The organism is Chitinimonas naiadis (assembly GCF_054780835.1).
Genome location: NZ_BAAGVO010000006.1, coordinates 183,138 through 201,419, shown reverse-complemented (window position 1 = coordinate 201,419; position 18,282 = coordinate 183,138). Strand labels below are relative to the sequence as shown.

At 63.3% G+C, this 18,282-nt stretch carries 18 protein-coding genes and 3 tRNA genes; 12 read left to right on the top strand and 9 right to left on the bottom strand.

Annotated elements, in window-relative coordinates; all coding sequences use genetic code 11:
- The first annotated feature begins 132 nt into the window (after positions 1-132).
- Positions 133-1,488 carry a sigma-54-dependent transcriptional regulator gene (locus ACYVHK_RS20230; protein WP_460535858.1) on the top strand — a complete coding sequence of 452 codons (1,356 nt, stop codon included), beginning with the start codon at positions 133-135 and terminating at the stop codon, positions 1,486-1,488.
- A 57-nt stretch (positions 1,489-1,545) separates the two neighbouring features.
- On the opposite strand, the gene ACYVHK_RS20225 is transcribed toward ACYVHK_RS20230, so the two are convergent.
- The 6 genes from ACYVHK_RS20225 to ACYVHK_RS20200 all read right to left on the bottom strand — a co-directional run bounded on the left by ACYVHK_RS20225 (position 1,546) and on the right by ACYVHK_RS20200 (position 4,471).
- Positions 1,546-2,820 (bottom strand): Hsp70 family protein, encoded by a 1,275-nt coding sequence (locus tag ACYVHK_RS20225; protein WP_460535855.1) that lies wholly within the window; start codon positions 2,818-2,820, stop codon positions 1,546-1,548.
- A 125-nt stretch (positions 2,821-2,945) separates the two neighbouring features.
- Entirely contained in the window at positions 2,946-3,593 is a 648-nt protein-coding gene (can, locus tag ACYVHK_RS20220; RefSeq protein WP_460535853.1) for a carbonic anhydrase, read from the bottom strand.
- A gap of 71 nt (positions 3,594-3,664) precedes the next feature.
- Entirely contained in the window at positions 3,665-4,042 is a 378-nt protein-coding gene (locus ACYVHK_RS20215; RefSeq protein WP_460535851.1) for a DUF2237 family protein, read from the bottom strand.
- Positions 4,043-4,137: 95 nt separating this feature from the next.
- Positions 4,138-4,213, bottom strand: a tRNA-His gene (locus ACYVHK_RS20210).
- 36 nt (positions 4,214-4,249) lie between these two features.
- Positions 4,250-4,326: transfer RNA gene (locus ACYVHK_RS20205), tRNA-Arg, on the bottom strand.
- Positions 4,327-4,394: 68 nt separating this feature from the next.
- Positions 4,395-4,471: transfer RNA gene (locus ACYVHK_RS20200), tRNA-Pro, on the bottom strand.
- Between the two features lie 108 nt (positions 4,472-4,579).
- Here ACYVHK_RS20200 and folD point away from each other — a divergent pair.
- The 11 genes from folD to ACYVHK_RS20145 all read left to right on the top strand — a co-directional run bounded on the left by folD (position 4,580) and on the right by ACYVHK_RS20145 (position 14,842).
- A complete protein-coding gene (gene folD, locus ACYVHK_RS20195; protein ID WP_460535849.1) occupies positions 4,580-5,434 on the top strand; it encodes a bifunctional 5,10-methylenetetrahydrofolate dehydrogenase/5,10-methenyltetrahydrofolate cyclohydrolase in 855 nt (284 codons plus the stop codon).
- Positions 5,435-5,446: 12 nt separating this feature from the next.
- Entirely contained in the window at positions 5,447-6,472 is a 1,026-nt protein-coding gene (locus tag ACYVHK_RS20190; protein ID WP_460535847.1) for a dihydroorotate dehydrogenase, read from the top strand.
- A gap of 2 nt (positions 6,473-6,474) precedes the next feature.
- Entirely contained in the window at positions 6,475-7,056 is a 582-nt protein-coding gene (locus ACYVHK_RS20185; protein ID WP_460535845.1) for a GNAT family N-acetyltransferase, read from the top strand.
- Positions 7,053-7,769, top strand: a complete 717-nt coding sequence (rsxB, locus tag ACYVHK_RS20180; protein ID WP_460535843.1) for an electron transport complex subunit RsxB — start codon at positions 7,053-7,055, stop codon at positions 7,767-7,769. The genes ACYVHK_RS20185 and rsxB overlap by 4 nt, the downstream gene beginning before the upstream one ends.
- 10 nt (positions 7,770-7,779) lie before the next feature.
- Positions 7,780-8,004, top strand: a complete 225-nt coding sequence (locus ACYVHK_RS20175; protein ID WP_460535841.1) for a hypothetical protein — start codon at positions 7,780-7,782, stop codon at positions 8,002-8,004.
- Between the two features lie 14 nt (positions 8,005-8,018).
- Positions 8,019-8,372 (top strand): PilZ domain-containing protein, encoded by a 354-nt coding sequence (locus tag ACYVHK_RS20170; protein WP_460535839.1) that lies wholly within the window; start codon positions 8,019-8,021, stop codon positions 8,370-8,372.
- 19 nt (positions 8,373-8,391) lie between these two features.
- On the top strand, positions 8,392-9,024 hold the full coding sequence (gene nth / locus ACYVHK_RS20165) for an endonuclease III domain-containing protein (protein ID WP_460535837.1): 633 nt from the start codon (positions 8,392-8,394) through the stop codon (positions 9,022-9,024).
- Complete coding sequence (gene ampD / locus ACYVHK_RS20160) at positions 9,021-9,560, top strand: N-acetylmuramoyl-L-alanine amidase (RefSeq protein ID WP_460535835.1); 540 nt, start codon at positions 9,021-9,023, stop codon at positions 9,558-9,560. The genes nth and ampD overlap by 4 nt, the downstream gene beginning before the upstream one ends.
- A gap of 127 nt (positions 9,561-9,687) precedes the next feature.
- Positions 9,688-11,592: a potassium transporter Kup gene (locus ACYVHK_RS20155; protein WP_460535833.1), complete on the top strand. Its 1,905-nt coding sequence runs from the start codon at positions 9,688-9,690 to the stop codon at positions 11,590-11,592.
- Positions 11,593-11,705: 113 nt separating this feature from the next.
- On the top strand, positions 11,706-13,445 hold the full coding sequence (locus tag ACYVHK_RS20150) for an ABC transporter permease (protein ID WP_460535831.1): 1,740 nt from the start codon (positions 11,706-11,708) through the stop codon (positions 13,443-13,445).
- Positions 13,446-13,525: 80 nt separating this feature from the next.
- Positions 13,526-14,842 carry an ABC transporter ATP-binding protein gene (locus ACYVHK_RS20145; RefSeq protein ID WP_460535829.1) on the top strand — a complete coding sequence of 439 codons (1,317 nt, stop codon included), beginning with the start codon at positions 13,526-13,528 and terminating at the stop codon, positions 14,840-14,842.
- A gap of 66 nt (positions 14,843-14,908) precedes the next feature.
- Here the strand turns inward: ACYVHK_RS20145 and tal are convergent, their stop codons facing one another.
- From tal to phoB, 3 genes are all read right to left on the bottom strand, one after another.
- The gene (gene tal, locus ACYVHK_RS20140) at positions 14,909-15,982 is read right to left on the bottom strand and encodes a transaldolase (RefSeq protein ID WP_460535826.1); all 1,074 of its coding nucleotides are present in this window, start codon (positions 15,980-15,982) and stop codon (positions 14,909-14,911) included.
- A gap of 84 nt (positions 15,983-16,066) precedes the next feature.
- Entirely contained in the window at positions 16,067-17,380 is a 1,314-nt protein-coding gene (gene phoR, locus ACYVHK_RS20135) for a phosphate regulon sensor histidine kinase PhoR (protein WP_460535824.1), read from the bottom strand.
- Between the two features lie 68 nt (positions 17,381-17,448).
- Entirely contained in the window at positions 17,449-18,135 is a 687-nt protein-coding gene (phoB, locus tag ACYVHK_RS20130; RefSeq protein ID WP_460535821.1) for a response regulator transcription factor PhoB, read from the bottom strand.
- Positions 18,136-18,282 lie beyond the last annotated feature (147 nt).

The window sequence follows — 18,282 nt, the reverse complement described above, 5'->3', positions numbered from 1 at the left end:
TCCACACTGTGGATAACTCAAGCTACCGGTGCTGCAGCAAGCTAATAATCAAGCCACGGCCACGAAGAGCCGATGGCCCGGGAGTGTTGCCTTGAGTCTGTCCTTCTCTACCGCCTTGCCAGGAGCCCACTCGTGAGCAAGCGCAATAACAAGACCCCCCGCATCCTGGTGGTCGACGACGAACCCGACCTGCGCGAACTGGTGGAACTCACCCTGCTCAAGATGGGTCTCGACGTGGAAATGGCCGACGGCGTTGCCGCCGCCCAGACCCGGCTGGATGCAGGCGGCATCGACCTGTGCCTGACCGACATGCGCATGGGCGATGGTTCGGGCCTCGACGTGGTTCGCCATATCGAAGCACGCGGCTACGACATTCCGGTCGCTGTCATCACCGCCTACGGCAGCCTCGACAATGCCGTAGAAGCGCTCAAGGCCGGGGCCTTCGACTATCTGGCCAAGCCCGTCTCGCTCGATCAGCTGCGTACGCTGGTGCGATCGGCGCTCGAACTCGACAAGCAGGTCCAGAGCAAGCCCGGCCCGGATACCGATCGTCCCTTTATCGGCGACTCCCCGGCCATCCAGCAGGCGTTGCAACTGATCGACCGGCTGGCCAAGAGCCAGGCACCGGTCTATCTGACCGGAGAATCCGGCAGTGGCAAGGAGCGCGCAGCACGGCTGATACACGCACAGTCCAGTCGCGCCGCCCAGCCCTTCGTACCGGTCAACTGCGGCGCCATTCCGGAAAACCTGATGGAAAGCGAGTTCTTCGGTACGCGCAAGGGCGCCTTCACCGGCGCCGACGCCGAACGGGACGGCTTCTTCCAGGCAGCCCACGGCGGCACCCTGTTTCTCGATGAAGTGGCCGATCTGCCGTTGAGCATGCAGGTAAAGCTGCTACGGGTGATCCAGGAAAAGCGGGTACGCAAGCTGGGTGACACCAAGGAGGTGCCAATCGACGTCCGCATCATCTGCGCCACCCATCAGAATCTCGCCAAGTGTGTCGAAGAGGGCCGTTTCCGCCAGGACCTCTACTACCGCCTGAACGTGATCGAACTACGCATGCCGGCGCTGCGGGACATGCGCGAGGACATCCCCGCCATCACCCATGGCGTACTGGCGCGGCTTGCCGCCCAGAACGGCATGACCGAGCCCAAGCTCGGCCCGGACGCCCTGCAGGCGCTCAGCATCTATGACTTCCCCGGCAATGTGCGGGAGCTGGAAAACATCCTGGAACGCGCGCTGGCCCTGTGCGACGGCAGGCAGATCCGCATCGAAGACCTGCAGCTCAGCCGCAGCGACGGCGACGAGACAATGCCGGCCGCCGTTGGCGAGAAGTACCCGCTGCAGGACTATCTGGACCAGGTCGAGAAGGAGGCCATCCTGGAAGCGTTGGACAAGACCCGCTTCAATCGCACCCAGGCCGCCAAGATACTCGGTGTCACTTTCCGCTCGCTACGCTATCGCATGGAGCGATTAGGCATATCTTAGCAAGATGAAAAAAGCCCCCGATGCACGGGGGCTTTTTAATGGCCGTACGACCCCGCTTCATACACCGTAGCGCCGCATGGCCTCCACGGCCAGGCCGGCGCCGATACTGCCGAACAGATCCCCTTCGACCGCACGCGCCTTGGGCAGCAGGGCCGCAATGCGCTCGCGCAGCATCGGGATGCCGCTCGACCCACCGGTAAAGAAGATCGTGTCGATATGTCCCGCCGTGACGCCGGCATCGCTGAGCAAGCCGGCTACCGTCCGCTCGACGTCATCCACCAGCACGCTGGTCGCCGCCTCGAAAGTCGCCCGGTCGATATCATGGGTGAGGCCTTGCCGGATACGATCCAACTGCAAAGTGGTGCGCTCGGCATCGGACAAGGCGATCTTGGCCTCTTCCACCCGCAGCGCCAGCCAGTGGCCTGCCCGCTGTTCGATCAGGCTCAACAGGCGATCCAGCTTGTCCTTCTCCGCCGCATCACGGTAGACCTCCTGCAACTCCATCCATATCTTGCGCGTGTAGGTGAAGTTGATGGTGTGCCAGGTTGCCAGGTTGAAATAGTAACTGGACGGCACCTCGGCATTGTTCTTGAGGCGGGTCCGGTAGCCCAGCAAGGGCATCAACCCCGACAGGCTCAGGTACTTGTCGAAGTCGGTGCCACCGATATGCACGCCCCCATTGGCCAGCAGGTCGTCACGGCGCTCCGCCAGCCCGGCACGCTCCGGCGACAGACGAACCAGCGAGAAGTCGGAAGTACCGCCGCCGATATCGGCGATCAGTACCAGCTCCTCGTGGCTGATGCTCTGCTCGTAATGGAAAGCCGCTGCGATGGGTTCGAACTGGAAGCTCACCTCCTTGAAGCCCACCATGCGTGCGGTCTCTTCCAGCGTGCGCTGGGCCTGGGCGTCGGCCTTTTCATCGTCGTCGACAAAATGCACCGGCCGGCCGAACACCGCCGTATCGAAACTCCGCCCCGCCGCCAGCTCAGCCCTAAGCTTCAGCTCGCCGATGAACTTGGCCAGCAACTCGCGAAACGGCAATGCCCGCCCCAGCACCTCGGTCTGGCTGTCGATCAGGCTGGAGCCGAGCAGACTCTTGAGCGAGCGCATCAACCGTCCTTCATAGCCGTCCAGGTATTCGGCCAGGCCCTGCCGGCCATAGGCCACGCTATCTTCCTCGGCGTTAAAGAACACCACCGAAGGCAGGGTCAGCTTGCCATCTTCCAGCGCCAGCAGGGTAGGCGCACCTGGCCGCAACCAGCCGGCAGTGGAATTGGAGGTACCGAAATCAATGCCACAGGCACGGGCAATGGAAGTAGAGTAGGACGACATTCGTGCCCTCCAGAGGCAAAAGGGCGCGCGATGCTACGCAAATCAGGAAAGAAAGTCCAGTTTCCCAAAATTATCATCGACTTAGAACGTCAAGAGGCGGGTTGCAACCCGCCCCCCACCGTGCATCAGGGCACGTCGCGCTTGAAGAAGTCGCGGTAATTCTCGATCAGCTCATCCGGCTCTCCGACCGACATCGCCAGATCGTGCAGCAAGCCGTCGGAGATGCGGTAGGACCAGCCATGGATGGTCACATTCTGGCCACGCGCCCAAGCATCCTGCACCACCGTGGTCTGGGCGGCGTTGACCACCTGCTCGACCACATTGAGTTCGCACAGCTTGTCGGCACGCATCTCGGTCGGGAATTTATCCAGCCAGCGACCGTGCACCCGCTTGATATCGTGAACGTGCCGCAGCCAGTTGTCCGCCAAGCCCACGCGCTGATCCTCCAACGCCGCCCGCACGCCGCCGCAACCATAATGACCGCAGACGATGATGTGCTTGACCTTCAGTACGTCGACCGCGAACTGGATGGTGGACAGGCAGTTGAGATCCGAATGGACAATCAGGTTGGCCACATTGCGATGCACGAAGACTTCGCCCGGCAGCAAACCGATCAGTTCGTTCGCTGGCACACGGCTATCGGCACACCCGATCCACATGTACTCAGGCGTCTGCTGCTTGGCCAATTGCTCGAAGAAGTCGGGTTGCTCGGCCTTGACCTCATCCGCCCAGCGACGGTTGTTGGAAAACAGATTATCCAGCGCAGCGCTCATAATTTTCCTCGGTGAAGCTCCGCACAACTAGGCAGAGCACAACAATTCAAGCCTCCGGCCCCGCCGACGACTTAGCGATCCGGCAACTGCAGGGCATAGTCGACCAGCGTCTCCAGCGAGACCAACTCCAATACGTCTTCGTGAGTGGATTCCAGCACCACCTTGGGGGCGCTACCTTGCAGCAAGGCTTCAATCCAGCGATTCGCGCACAGGCACCAGCGATCCCCGGGCTTGAGCCCTGGAAATTCAAATTCGGGGTGAGGCGTGACCAGGTCATTGCCCTGGGCCACGGAGAAATCGAGAAAATCCCGCGTCATGACCGCACACACCACATGTCGGCCGCGATCATCCGGGCTGGTATTGCAGCACCCGTCGCGAAAAAAGCCGGTCACCGGCCTGAAACTGCAGGCTTCCAGTGGCAGACCAAGTACATTCAGCGCATCGTCCATGGTGATCCTATGGGTTGGGCTGTTGCCATTATCACCGCGCGGGCGATCAGAAACAAAAAAGCCGCCCCTGACGGGACGGCTTTTTCTTGTGGGCTTGGGGTGGATGATGGGACTCGAACCCACGACGACAGGAATCACAATCCTGGACTCTACCAACTGAGCTACATCCACCGCCGTTGAACCTGCTGCCTCACTGGCACGAAACTATGGCGCGCCCGACAGGAATCGAACCTGTAACCTACGGCTTAGAAGGCCGTTGCTCTATCCAGTTGAGCTACGGGCACCGGGCCTCTGCGGTTTTTGATTCTACTAACTGCCGAGTATTACGTTTACTGATCTACTGCAAAATTCTTGGTCGGGGCGGTGGGATTCGAACTCACGACCACCTGGTCCCAAACCAGGTGCGCTACCAGGCTGCGCTACGCCCCGAAGAGGGCAGGATACTAAGGGGCACGCGCCCCCCCTGTCAAGCGATGCTTGGGCACTTTCGTAAATGATGAGAGAATTCAGCCCTTTGCAAAGCACCGGAGCCCGACAATGACTGCCCAGCTACTCGACGGAAAGAAGATTTCACAGGAACTGATCGCCGAGGTAAGGGCCGCGGTCGACGCCCGCGTCGCTGCTGGCAAGCGGGCACCCGCGCTCGCCGTGGTCCTGGTCGGCGATGATCCGGCTTCGCATGTCTATGTAGGTAACAAGAAGAAGCAATGCATCAATGCCGGCATCCGCTCGGTATCGTTCGACCTGCCGGCAGAAACGCCCGAGCAGGACTTGCTCGAGCTGGTTGCCCGTCTCAATGCCGATGCCGATATCGACGGCATCCTGGTGCAACTGCCCTTGCCGCGCCATATCGACGCCAACAAGGTGCTGGACCTGATCCACCCCGCCAAGGATGTCGACGGCTTCCATCCGGACAACGTCGGCCGCCTGGTCCTGAAGATGCCGCTGCTGCGCCCCTGCACGCCACGCGGCGTCATGACCCTGCTGGAAAAGACCGGCATGCCCATCCTGGGCCAGGATGCCGTCGTGATTGGTGCATCCAACAACGTCGGCCGCCCCATGGCGCTGGAACTGATGATGGCGCGTGCCACCGTGACCCTGTGTCATAGCCAGACCCGTGACCTGCCCGGCAAGGTGCGCAGCGCCGACATCGTCGTAGCCGCCATCGGCAAGGCACGGTTCGTACAGGGCGACTGGATCAAGCCCGGCGCCATCGTGATCGATATCGGCATGAACCGCCTGCCGGACGGCAAGCTGTGTGGTGACGTGGACTTCGACGCCGCCAGCGAACACGCCAGCTGGATCACGCCGGTGCCCGGCGGCGTCGGCCTGATGACGGTCGCCACCCTGATGCAGAACACCCTGGACGCCTGCAACAACCTGAATCCCTGACCCGAGAATCCGATGCTCTATCCCCTGCTGCGCCCCCTGCTGTTCGCCCTGGAACCGGAAACCGCCCATAAAGTCACCTTCACCGGACTGGAAGCCCTGCATGCGCTGGGCTTCGCCACCGTATTGGGCAGCCGCGAGGCCAACAAGCCGGTCGAGGTCATGGGCATGACCTTTCCCAATGCCGTAGGCCTGGGTGCTGGCCTCGATAAGAACGGGGAACATATCGACGCCCTGGCCGATCTGGGTTTTGGTTTCATCGAGATCGGCACCGTCACGCCACGCCCGCAACCCGGCAATCCGCAGCCACGCCTGTTCCGCCTGCCAGGTGCCGAGGGCATCATCAACCGCATGGGTTTCAACAACGGCGGCCTCGACAATTTGGTCAAGAACGTCGAAGCCTCGCAGTACCGCGGCATCCTTGGCATCAATATCGGCAAGAACTTCGACACGCCGATCGAACGCGCCAACGACGACTACCTGACCTGCTTTACCCGGGTGTACCCTTACGCCAGCTATGTCACGGTCAATATCTCCTCGCCCAATACCAAGAACCTGCGACAGCTACAGCAGAGCAGCGAACTGGAAAAGCTGCTGTCCGAACTCAAGGACGAGCAGGCCCGCCTGACCGTGCGGCATGGCCGCTACGTGCCCCTGGTACTGAAGATTGCGCCCGACCTCGAGAACGAGCAAATCATCGAGATCGCCCGCCTGCTGGTCGAATATCGCTTTGATGGCGTGATCGCCACCAACACCACGCTGGGCCGCTCCGGCGTCGAACACCTGCGCCATGGCAACGAAACCGGCGGCCTGTCCGGCACACCGGTCCGCGCCAAGTCCACTGCGGTAGTCCGCGCGCTGGCGGTCGCCCTCAAGGGCAAGGTGCCCATTATCGGTGTCGGCGGCATTCTGGAAGGCGCCCACGCGGCGGAGAAACTCGACGCGGGCGCGACGCTGGTCCAGGTCTACAGCGGCCTGATCTATCGTGGCCCCGGCCTCGTCGCGGACTGCATCCGCGCCACCAGCAATCGCAAGGGCTGAGCGTGGTCCGCCCACCGATTCCGCGTGCAGCGTATGTCGCCGAACAGGGCGGCATACGCATCCGCCCCTTCCGCACCGGTGATACGGCCGCCTTCTTTGCCGCGGTAAAGGAGTCAATCCCCACCCTGTCGCCATGGCTGTCATGGTGCCATGCCGCCTACAGCGAGACGGAAGCAGAGTTGTACGTCGCCGGCCGGGTCAGCGCCTGGCATGCCGCACAGGGGTCTTACAGCTTCGTGATCGAAGACACAGCGGACCAGACCCTGCTGGGCAGTGTCGGCCTGAGCGCCGTACAGGACCTGTTCCTGAACCAGGCCAACGTCGGTTACTGGATACGCAGCAGCGCGACTGGCCGCGGTGCCGTCACCCATGCCGTGCAACTGGTCAGCCGCTTTGCGTTCGAACAATTGGGGCTGACACGGCTCGAGATCGGAGCGCTGGTCGACAATGTCGCCAGCCGCCGCGTCGCCGAAAAAGCCGGCTACCAGTACGAAGCCCTGCTGCGTAACGGCCTGCTGTCGCGTGGTGAAGCCCGTGACTCGGTGCTGTACTCATTGATACCCGCAGACCTGATTACAGCATGATGTCTCTCGCCGATCGAATCGACACCCTCCTGCCGCAAACGCAATGCACGCAATGCGGCTACCCGGACTGCCGCGGCTACGCCGAGGCCATTGCCGACAACAGCGCGGGGATCGACCAGTGCCCGCCGGGTGGCGACGAAGGCATCGCCGCGCTGGCTGCCCTGACCGGTAGGCCGGTCATTCCGCTGAACCCCGTCCACGGCAGCCACAAGCCGTTCGCCCTGGCCCTGATCGACGAAGCCCACTGCATAGGCTGCACCCTGTGCATACAGGCCTGCCCGGTGGATGCCATCCTCGGTGCGGTCAAACAGATGCATACGGTCCTGACCGACGAGTGTACCGGCTGCGAACTCTGCATCGCCCCCTGCCCGGTCGACTGCATCAGCATGGTGCCGGCGGCACGCCCGGCCGAGCCAGGTCGACTGCAGCAACAGGCGGGCTACTGGCGCCTGCGGCACCAGCAACGACAACTGCGCCAGTCACGCGAGAAGCAGGAGCGCAGCGCGCGGCTCGCGGCCAAGGCCCTCGCCAAGCAGCAGGACCCGCACTTCGCCGACCCCGCCAAGCAGGCCAAGATCGCCGCCGCACTGGCCCGCAGCAGTCCAGCCCCCCTGGTCGATGACCCAGCCCAGTTGAAACGCGCCAAACTCGACAGCATTATGGCGAAGGCGGCCGCACGACTGGCCCAGCCGCCGGGCAAGAAACCGCACTGAGGAACGATCCATGAGCTTCGCCAAAATCGGCCTGTTTTTCGGCGCCATCGCGATGGTGCTGCTGTTACAGCACGGCCACTTCAATCTTGCGCTACTGCTGCTGGGCTTCGGCATGGCCTGGGGTGCCTGGCGCATCTGGCGGGTCATTGCCGAGTCGCGCGAGCGCGAAGCGCGACAATGGCGCAGCGACGAGACTCTGCAATTGCCGCGGCGGGACAAGCCGGCAGGCAAGTGAGCCCGGCCGATACCATGACGATCCATACCCGCCTGCATGACCGGCTGCGCTTTCGGACCTGGGTCAAGGTCATCACACCCGCCGGCGCCAACCTGCTTGGCAACATCGAAGACCTCTCCCCCGCCGGCCTGGGCATGGTGCATAACGCCCCACTCCCGGAAGACCAGGACTGCGACGTCTTTTTCATGCTGCCGCTGCGTGGTCGCGAGCACATCATCCAGGCGCGTGGCCGCATTGCCGCCTGCCGCCCGACCGGGCTCGACGGGCAGCACCATATCGGCCTCGCCTTCCAGGGCTTCGCCACCAACGCCACCGATGCGCTGGAACTGATCAACGCCTTCATCCTTCACAGCCAGGCCCAGCCCTGATTGCTCCCGGAACCGCATCTTGAACAAAGACAGCCGCCGCGAATTTTTCGAGCGCCTGCGGGCGCAGAACCCCGAACCTCGGACCGAACTGGAATACAGCACTCCGTTCGAGCTCCTGGTCTCCGTGGTCCTCTCCGCCCAGGCCACGGATGTCGGCGTCAACAAGGCCACCCGCAAGCTCTATCCGGTCGCCAATACGCCGGCAGCCATCCATGCCTTGGGGCAGGCGGGCCTGGAAAGCTATATTCAGACCATTGGTCTCTATCGCAGCAAGGCGCGCCATGTCATCGAGCTGTGCCGCATGCTGATGGAACTGCACGACGGCGAAGTGCCTCAAACCCGGGAAGCGCTGGAAGCGCTGCCCGGTGTCGGCCGCAAGACAGCCAACGTGGTACTGAACACCGCATTCGGCCAGCCGACCATGGCCGTGGACACGCATATCTTCCGCGTCGCCAACCGTACCGGGCTCGCGCCGGGCAAGGATGTCCGCGCGGTTGAGGACAAGCTGGTCAAGGTGATACCGAAGGAATTCATGCTCGACGCACATCACTGGCTGATATTGCATGGACGTTATGTCTGCAAGGCGCGCAAGCCGGATTGCGGCGTGTGCGTGGTGGAGGATCTTTGCGACTACAAGGCCAAGGCCCTATGAAGATGGACGCGGCAGGCTGGTTGGACGAAGCCCGGCGGATTCCCTCCCCCAACCAGGACCAGCGCCCTGCCGATACGGTCATCGACATGGTCGTCATCCATTCGATCAGCCTGCCTCCCGGCCAGTTCGGCGGCGATGGCGTGGAGCGGTTGTTCACCAATCGCTGCGACCCCACGGCGCATCCCTGCTATGAAGAGTTGCAGCATGTGCGCGTTTCCTCGCACTTCTTCATCCGCCGTGATGGCGAGCTGATCCAGTTCGTGCCCTGCCATGCCCGCGCCTGGCATGCCGGCGTATCGCACTGGCAGGATCGCCAGCGTTGCAATGATTTCTCTATCGGGATCGAACTGGAAGGTGGCGATGAGTGGGCCTACGAACCCGCCCAGTACGCCACCCTGGATGGCCTGCTGGCCAACCTGAACGCAAACTTTGCCATTCGTCACCTGGTCGGACATTGCCATATCGCACCGGAGCGCAAGACCGATCCCGGCCCCTTTTTCGACTGGCCCCGCTACGGGGGCCCGCCGGCACCATAATCGAGTAAAAGCTCACTGTGGCAAGAAGTGCACCATTGCGCAGCAGTTGGATATTGCAGCGCACCATCGCAGCGCAGCGGGTCTATAATCCGCCGCCACTCCCCACTGGTTTCCAGAAAGCGTTGTCATGAGCGCCCAGCAAGGCCAGCAAGACACCAAGAAGCTCGCCGCCACGACCCTCGCCGCACTGGGCGTGGTCTACGGCGACATCGGCACCAGCCCGCTCTACACCATCGCAGAGTGCTTCGATGCCAAGCACGGACTGATCGCCAACCCCGCCAACGTACTGGGCATCCTGTCGCTCATCACCTGGGCGCTGCTGATCGTCGTCTCCTTCAAGTACGTCTTCTTCATGCTGCGTGCCGACAACAACGGCGAAGGGGGCATCCTTGCCCTGATGGCGCTGGCACTGCGCAATACCAAGCGCCGCCGCGGCCAGTTCTCCATCTTCATCCTGCTGGGGGTGGCCGGTGCTGCACTGTTCTATGGCGACGGCGTCATCACCCCTGCGGTATCAGTGCTGTCAGCCGTGGAAGGCCTGAAGCTGATCGACCCACGTTTCGAGCACTGGGTGATTCCGCTGACCATGGTGATCATCATCGCGCTGTTCGCCGTACAGCGGCACGGCACCGGTGGTGTCGGCAAGTTCTTCGGCCCCATCATGGTGCTGTGGTTCGTGTCGCTTGGCGTGCTGGGCATCGGCGGCATCGTGCGCGACCCCTCGGTACTCAAGGCCCTATCGCCGACCTACGCCATCAGTTTCTTCCTGGCCCAGCCCAGCCTCGCCTTCCTGTCGCTCGGCGCCGTTGTACTGGCCGTCACCGGTGCGGAGGCAATCTACGCGGACATGGGCCACTTTGGCCGCAAGCCCATCCAGGTAGGCTGGTTCTCACTCGCACTGCCCGGCCTCCTGCTGAACTACTACGGCCAGGGTGCACTGATCCTGCACGACCCGAGCGCCGCCGCCCATCCTTTCTTCCTGCTCGCCCCCGCCTCACTGGTCCTGCCGCTGGTCATCCTGTCAGCCGCAGCCACCGTGATCGCCTCGCAGGCACTGATCTCCGGCGTGTTCTCGATCACCCGCCAGGCCATCCAGCTCGGCTACATGCCGCGCATGGATATCCACCATACCTCCGACAAGGAAATCGGCCAGATCTACATCCCCGGTGTGAACTGGGGCATGTGCGCGGCCGTGCTGGTACTGGTGCTGACCTTCAAGAGCTCGGGCAATCTCGCCGCAGCCTACGGCTTTGCCATCTGCGGCATCATGATCATGACCACGACGACCGCCTTCGTCGCCCTGAAGCAAAGCAGCAAGCCGGGCCGCACCCGCGCCATCCGCGCACTGCTGACCTTCTTCGTGCTGATCGATCTTGCCCTGCTGGCCGCCAACATCCCCAAGATCCCGGAAGGCGGCTGGTTCCCGATGATGGTCGGCCTGATCATGCTGGGCATGATGTTCACCTGGAAGCGTGGCCGCCGGCAGCTGTTCCATCGCATCCACGACGGCGAACTCCCGCTCGACCTGTTCGTACAGAGCATCGAGGCCAACCCGCCGCACCGCGTCGAAGGCTCCGCCATCTTCATGACCGGCAGCGTGGACAGCACTCCGCACGCCCTGCTGCACAACCTCAAGCACAACAAGGTGCTGCATGAGCAGGTGATCTTCCTGACCATCAGTTCGACCGACATCCCCAAGGTGGCCGACAAGGACAAGCTCAAGGTCACCCGCCTGTCACCGTCGTTCTGGCAGATCGTCGCCACCTACGGCTTCATTGAGGACCCATCCGTCCCCGAGATCCTCTTCTTGGCGGAGCGCGACCATGGCCTCGTCACCGAGGAAATGACGACCTCCTACTTCCTGTCGCGCGAGACCATCATTTGCGACCGCCAGCCGGCCCGCAAGTACGACATGCCCTGGCTGCAGCTCAAGGTGTTCACCTGGATGCAGCGCAATGCCCAGCGCCCGACCGACTTCTTCAAGATCCCGCCCAACCGCGTAGTCGAGATGGGGACGCAAGTCGAGATGTAAGCGTCCTCGCTGTCGGCATTTAAGCTAAGCATAAGACTGGAGCCGCACAATGCGGCTCCAGTCGTTTTTGCCAACACGCGCCCGACTCGCCGCCCAGCCGCCGAGAGGACACCATGTTCCAGCTCTCCCCCTTCCAGGCCAATGCCGCCGGCCGGCTCAGCACCCGTCCCAATCGCTGGGACTGGGCCGTACTGCCCATCCTGCTCGGCATCCTCGCTGCAGTCACCTTTGGCGCCATGCAGATGACGCGTCCCTTCGCGGTCGGCCAGTCGCTGCCCATCTCGCTGGACCCGCTCTACCTGCCTTACTACCTCTTGCGCACCATCCTGCGCATGTTCATCGCACTCGCCTTCTCGCTGCTGTTCAGCGTGCTGTTCGCCGCCATCGCCGCCAAGTACCGCGCCGCCGAGAAGGCCATGCTGCCCGCGCTGGACATCCTGCAGTCCGTGCCCATCCTGGGCTTCCAGGCCATCGCCATCGCCCCCTTCATCGCCCTGTTTCCCGGCAACCTGGTCGGGGTCGAATGCGCTGCGGTCTTTGCTTTGTTCAGCTCGCAGGCCTGGAACATGGCCTTCAGCCTCTACCAGTCCTTCCGCACCGTCCCGCCCGAGCTGGCCGAAGCCGCCCGCGTCTTCCGCCTGTCCGGCTGGCAACGCTTTTGGCGGCTCGAGCTCCCCTTCGCCATGCCGGCGCTGCTATGGAACATGATGATGTCTATGTCCGGCGGCTGGTTCTTCCTGGTCGCGGCCGAAGCCATCACAGTCGCCAACCAGGACATCAAGCTACCCGGCATCGGCTCCTATATCGCCGTCGCCATCGAGCAGCGCAACCTGGCCGCCATCGGCTGGGCCATCGGCGCCATGCTGGCCGGCATCCTGCTCTATGACCAGTTGTTCTTCCGCCCCCTGCTGGCCTGGGCCGACAAGTTCCGCTTCGAGGAATCACAGAGCGATACCGCCCAACAGTCCTGGCTGCTGGACTGGATGCGCCGCAGCAACTGGGTCCGCTCACTGACCGATCGGTTCTGGTTCCAGCTCAGCCGTGCGCTGGGCTGGTTCCGCCAGCACCACGACGGCACCTCCATCCGCGCGCGCCAGCGTCGGCTGGACCCGGTCTGGGCGCGCATCTGGGACGCGGTCCTGGCGGCCGGCGCACTGTTCGGCTTCTACCGCCTGTTCGTCTTCGTCCACAGCGAAGTCGGCTGGGGTGAGGTCGGCCATGTCTTCGGCCTGGGCTTCCTGACCCTGATTCGCGTCCTGCTGCTGATCCTGCTGGCCTCGCTGGTGTGGGTACCCATCGCGGTCTGGATCGGCCTGCGGCCGCGCTATTCGCAGCGTGTACAGGCCGTAGCGCAGTTCCTGGCCGCCTTCCCGGTGAACCTGCTGTTCCCGCTGGTGGTATTCGTGATGGTCACCCTGCAGCTCAACCCCAACTGGTGGCTCAGCCCCCTGATGGTGTTCGGCACCCAGTGGTACATCCTGTTCAATGTCGTGGCCGGCGCCTCCACCATACCGACCGAACTGCGGCTGGCCGCCGACAACCTCGGCCTGACCGGCTGGCTGAAATGGAAACGCTTCTACCTGCCAGCGGTCTTCCCCAGCTTCGTCACCGGCGCCGTCACCGCCAGCGGCGGCTCCTGGAACGCCAGCATCGTCTGTGAGTACGTCAGTTGGGGCGATACCAAGCTGGTCGCCAGCGGCCTCGGCAGCTACATCAAGCAGATGACCGACGCCGGCGACTTCCCGCGTATCGGCCTGGGCATCGGCGTGATGTGCATCTTCGTCATGTGCCTGAACCGGTTCTTCTGGCGCAAGCTGTACGTACTGGCCGAAGACCGCAGCAACGAGGAATGAGCGAACCGGCAGCGCCGCCCTCGCCGATGCAAGCAAACCTCGCCCAGGCGAGATACGAGATTTCCAGGAGGTTCCAGCACATGGACCAGCACGCATTGATCACCCTTGCCGACGTCCACAAATCCTTCCGCAGCACCGACGGTGTTGCCCGCAGTGTTCTGGCCAACGTCGACTTCACGCTGCACGAGGGCGAGATCGTTGCCCTCTTGGGCAAGTCCGGCTCCGGCAAGTCCACCCTGCTACGCATCATGGCCGGCCTGATTTCCGCCGATGGCGGCCAGGCCGCCTATCGCGGCCAGCCCATCTACGGTCCGGCAGCCGGCATCGCCATGGTATTCCAGTCCTTCGCCCTGTTTCCCTGGCTGACCGTACAGCAGAACGTGGAGCTGGGTCTGGAGGCCCAGGGCGTCGGCAAGGCCGAACGGGAGCGGCGCGCGGACGAGGTGCTGGAGCTGATCGGGCTGTCAGGCTTCGGCGGCGCCTTGCCGCGCGAGCTGTCCGGCGGCATGCGCCAGCGCGTCGGCATCGCCCGGGCCCTGGTGACCAACCCCGACGTGCTGCTGATGGACGAAGCCTTCTCGGCGCTGGATGTACTGACCGGCGAGACACTACGTAACGACATGCTCGAGCTGTGGGACGGCCGCAAGATTCCCACCAAGGGCATCCTCATCGTCTCGCACAATATCGAGGAAGCCGTAATGATGGCCGACCGCATCCTGATCATGGCAAGCGACCCGGGCCAGGTCCGCTGCCAGATCAAGATCGACCTGCCGCGCCCCCGCAATGTCGATTCCGCCGCCGTCCGTACGCTGATCGACGAGGTCTACGCCCTGATGACCATGCGGTCGGCCAAGCCGGTCAGTGCCGGCGTCTCGAGCGGCACCGTGCTGGACTACCGCCTGCCCTTGACCGACATCGGCCGCATGGAAGCCATCCTGGACCTGTTGGCCGACGCCCCCTTCAACGGTCGCGCCGACCTGCCGCAACTGGCCGAGGAAGCCGAACTGCCGGACGAGGAACTGTTCCCGGTCTACGAAGCACTTGGCCAACTGGCGCTGGCACAGGTGGAGAAAGGCGATATCGCGCTCACCCCGCTGGGGCAGCGCTATGTCGGCGCCGAACAGGCCTTGAAGCAGGAGATCTTCGGCCAGCAGCTGCTGAGCCATGCCCCCCTGGCCGCCCATATCCGCCGCAGCCTGGAGCAGGAACCGAGCGGCGCCCTGCCGGAAAAACGCTTCATCGAGCTCCTGCTGGAGTTCGTGGAAGCGGAGGAAGCCGAACAGATACTGAAGGTCGCCGTGGAATGGGGCCGCTACGGCGAAGCCTACGAGTACGACTATCACACCGGCCGCCTGCACCTGCCGGACGGCTCGGACAGTAGTGCGCCACCCGCCTGAACCACAGCATCATGCAAAACGGCCTCACCAGGAGGCCGTTTTGCATGGCAGTCGATCAAGCCGGCATCAGGCCAGCAAGGCAAGCAGCTTGTCGAAGGCCTCGTCGAACAGCTTCAGGCCGTCTACCTGCAACTGGGTCGCCGCGGCATCGATATCGATCCCCGCCGCCGCCAGCTTCGCCAGCACCGCCTCGGCTTCGGCCACGCCCTGCGTCAGGCGCGGAGCAGCGCTACCATGGTCGCGGAAGGCAGCCAGGGTCGCATCGGGCAAGGTATTGACGGTATCCGGGCCGATCAGCTCGTCCACATACATCGTGTCCGGGTAAGCCGCGTTCTTGGTGCCGGTGCTGGCCCACAGCAGACGCTGGATATTGGCGCCGGCGGCACGCAGGTCCCCGCATTCCTCACTGGCCCAGCGCGCCATCCAGCGCGCATAGGACACCCGCACCATGGCAATGGCGGCCTTGCCCTTGAGCGCCACCGCCTCGCCACCGATCGCATCGAGCTTGCCGTCCAGCAGGCTGTCGACGCGCGACAGGAACAGGCTGGCGACCGAGCGCACGTGGCGGACATCGCCACCCTGGGCAATACGCTGACGCAGGCCGGCGACGTAGGCATCGAACACCTGGTCGCAATGGCGGGCGCCGAACATCAAGGTCACGTTGACATTGATGCCGGCGGCGATCGCCGCGGTAAAGGCCGGCAGGCTCTCCACCGTGGCGGGAATCTTGATCATGGCATTGGGACGATCGATCGCCGCCCACAGGCGCTTGGCCGCGGCCTCAGTGCCTGCGGTATCACGGGCCAGGTAGGGCGACACTTCGAGGCTGACATAACCATCCAGGCCCTGCGACTCACGGTAGCTCACCGCGAACAGGTCGCATGCGCCCTGCACGTCCGGCACCGCCAGCGCCTCGAAGCGCTGTTCGGTCGTCAACGACTGCTGCTTCAGCTTCGCCAGGTCGTCGGCATAGCCGGCACCGGAGGAAATGGACTTCTGGAAGATGGCCGGATTGGAGGTGACCCCCGCCAGCCCGTCTTCAGCGATCAGTTTTTGCAGCGGACCGGCCAGCAGTTCGCGCGACAGATTGTCGAGCCACAGACGTTGGCCCAGGGATTTGGCTTGAAGCAAGGGATTCATGGCGGACTTCGCAAGGCTGAATAGGGGGAAGAACCATGTTAGGTGAGGTAGTTGGCCTAAGCAACTACATAACTTACGGCCAACTTACTTGCCCGGTATCGCCAGCTCCTGCGGTTCCAGCAAGCGATTTGCCGGGAAACGGATGGCAAAGCAGCTGCCACGCCCAAGCTCGCTGGTCACCTCCAGCTTGGCCTGGTGCCGTTGGGCGATGTGCTTGACGATGGCCAGCCCCAGGCCGGTTCCGCCGGTCGAGCGCGAACGGCCACGGTCCACCCGGTAGAAGCGCTCGGTCAGGCGAGGTATATGCTGCGCCTCGATACCCAGACCGGTATCCTGCACCACAAACACACCGCAGCCGTCCTCCACCCGCCACTTCAGCCGAATCTCGCCCCCCTCCGGGGTATAGCGGACGGCATTGCTGACCAGGTTGCCAAAGGCACTGTGCAACTCGTCGTAATTGCCACGCAGGCCGGACTGGCTGCTCAAGTCGACCTGTACCTTGTGCCGCCCCTTGGACAGCCCTTCGGCCTCGGCGGCCAGTACCTGCGCCAGGTTGGCCGCATCGACCCGGTCCTCGCGCGCCTCGACGCCATTCTCGAGCCGGGACAGCGTCAGCAGGTCCTCGACCAGACGCTGCATGCGGCCGGTCTGCTCATACATCATCTTGAGCTGCGACTCGCGGGTCGGAGCATCCATGTCCGGCAGGTCGATCAAGGTCTCCAGAAAACCCCCGACCACGGTCAGCGGCGTGCGCAGCTCATGCGATACATTGGCCACGAAGTCGCGGTGCACCGTCTGCACCCGCTCCAGCTGGGTAATATCCCGGGTCAGCAAGAGCTTGCGGGTACTGTCGAAAGGCACCAGCTGCACGCTGAGTATCGTGTCGCCACCGGCAAGATTGCGCAGTACCACCGGCTGGCTGTAGTCCTGGGTAGTCAGGTAATGCTGGAAGGCCGGCAGGCGTACCAGATAGGCAATGTGCTGCCCCAGGTCCTTCTTGCGATCCAGCCCCAGATGCTGCATGGAACGCGGGTTGCACCACTCGATACGGTCATTGGTATCGAGCACCACCACCCCTTCGGGCATCGCCTCGCCCGCCGCCACGAACCGGTCGAGCGCCGCAGACAGCTTGCGCTGGCTCTTGCCCTGCGCCCTGACCATGCGATATAGCCGGTCGTAGATCGCCTCCCAGCTACCAAAGCTGTGCGGTACGGTGCCCGGGGTAGGGTCGGCCAGCCAGCGGCCCAGACGATCGAGATTACGCAGATGGAAGGCCAGCAACCACAGCACGCAGGTCAGGAAGGCCGCCAGGGAGGCACTCCAGCCGAGAAAGGGTTGCAGCATGAGAGCAAGCAGGGCAAAGCCGACGAGCAGCGCGATAGTCCGCCACCAGAACATGAGGAGATCCGTTTGAAGTTAGCCGGCGAGGCGATGCCAGATGCTCGCCCAGCCGGATTGCGCCGCTGTTACAGCGCGGAGAGTCGGTAGCCCGTACCGCGAACGGTCTGGATCAAGGCATCGTGACCGGTGGCTTCCAGCGCGGAACGCAGGCGCCGGATATGCACATCCACCGTCCGCTCCTCGACGAACACATGGTCGCCCCAGACATGATCCAGCAACTGGGCTCGCGAATGTACACGCTCAGGGTGCGTCATGAAGAAATGTAGCAGACGGAACTCGGTTGGCCCGAGATCAATCCCTGAGCCATTGCCCGCAACGCGGTGCGTCGCCGGATCCAGCGACAGGCCCTTGACCTCGACCACATCGTCGGTCATCTGCGGCGCCCGGCGGCGCAGCACGGCCTTGATCCGCGCCTGCAACTCGCGCGGGCTGAACGGCTTGGTGATGTAGTCATCGGCGCCGGTCTCGAGGCCCATGATCTTGTCGGTCTCCTCCGAGCGTGCGGTCAGCATGATCACCGGCACCGAACGGGTGCGCTCATCACCGCGGATCTTCTTGGCAAACTCGATGCCGCTCATGCCCGGCAGCATCCAGTCCAGCAGGATCAGGTCCGGCAAGGCCGTCTTCACCAGGGACATGCCGGCCTCGGCCGAGTCGGCTCGCAGCACATGATGGCCGGCCTGTTGCAGGTTGAAAGCGATCAGCTCCTGGATGGCGGGTTCATCTTCGACTAACAGGATGTTGGCTGGCATGGTGGGGACTCTAGTCACTTTCGCTAAGAATTTGTTGCGAGCTTAAGTACTCAGCATGACCGAAATATTACAAGTTCCCCAACGCGACTGAATTGTTACCTACGCCATGGCTAACCGATGTATGCCGGCTCGCGGTATCATTGAACA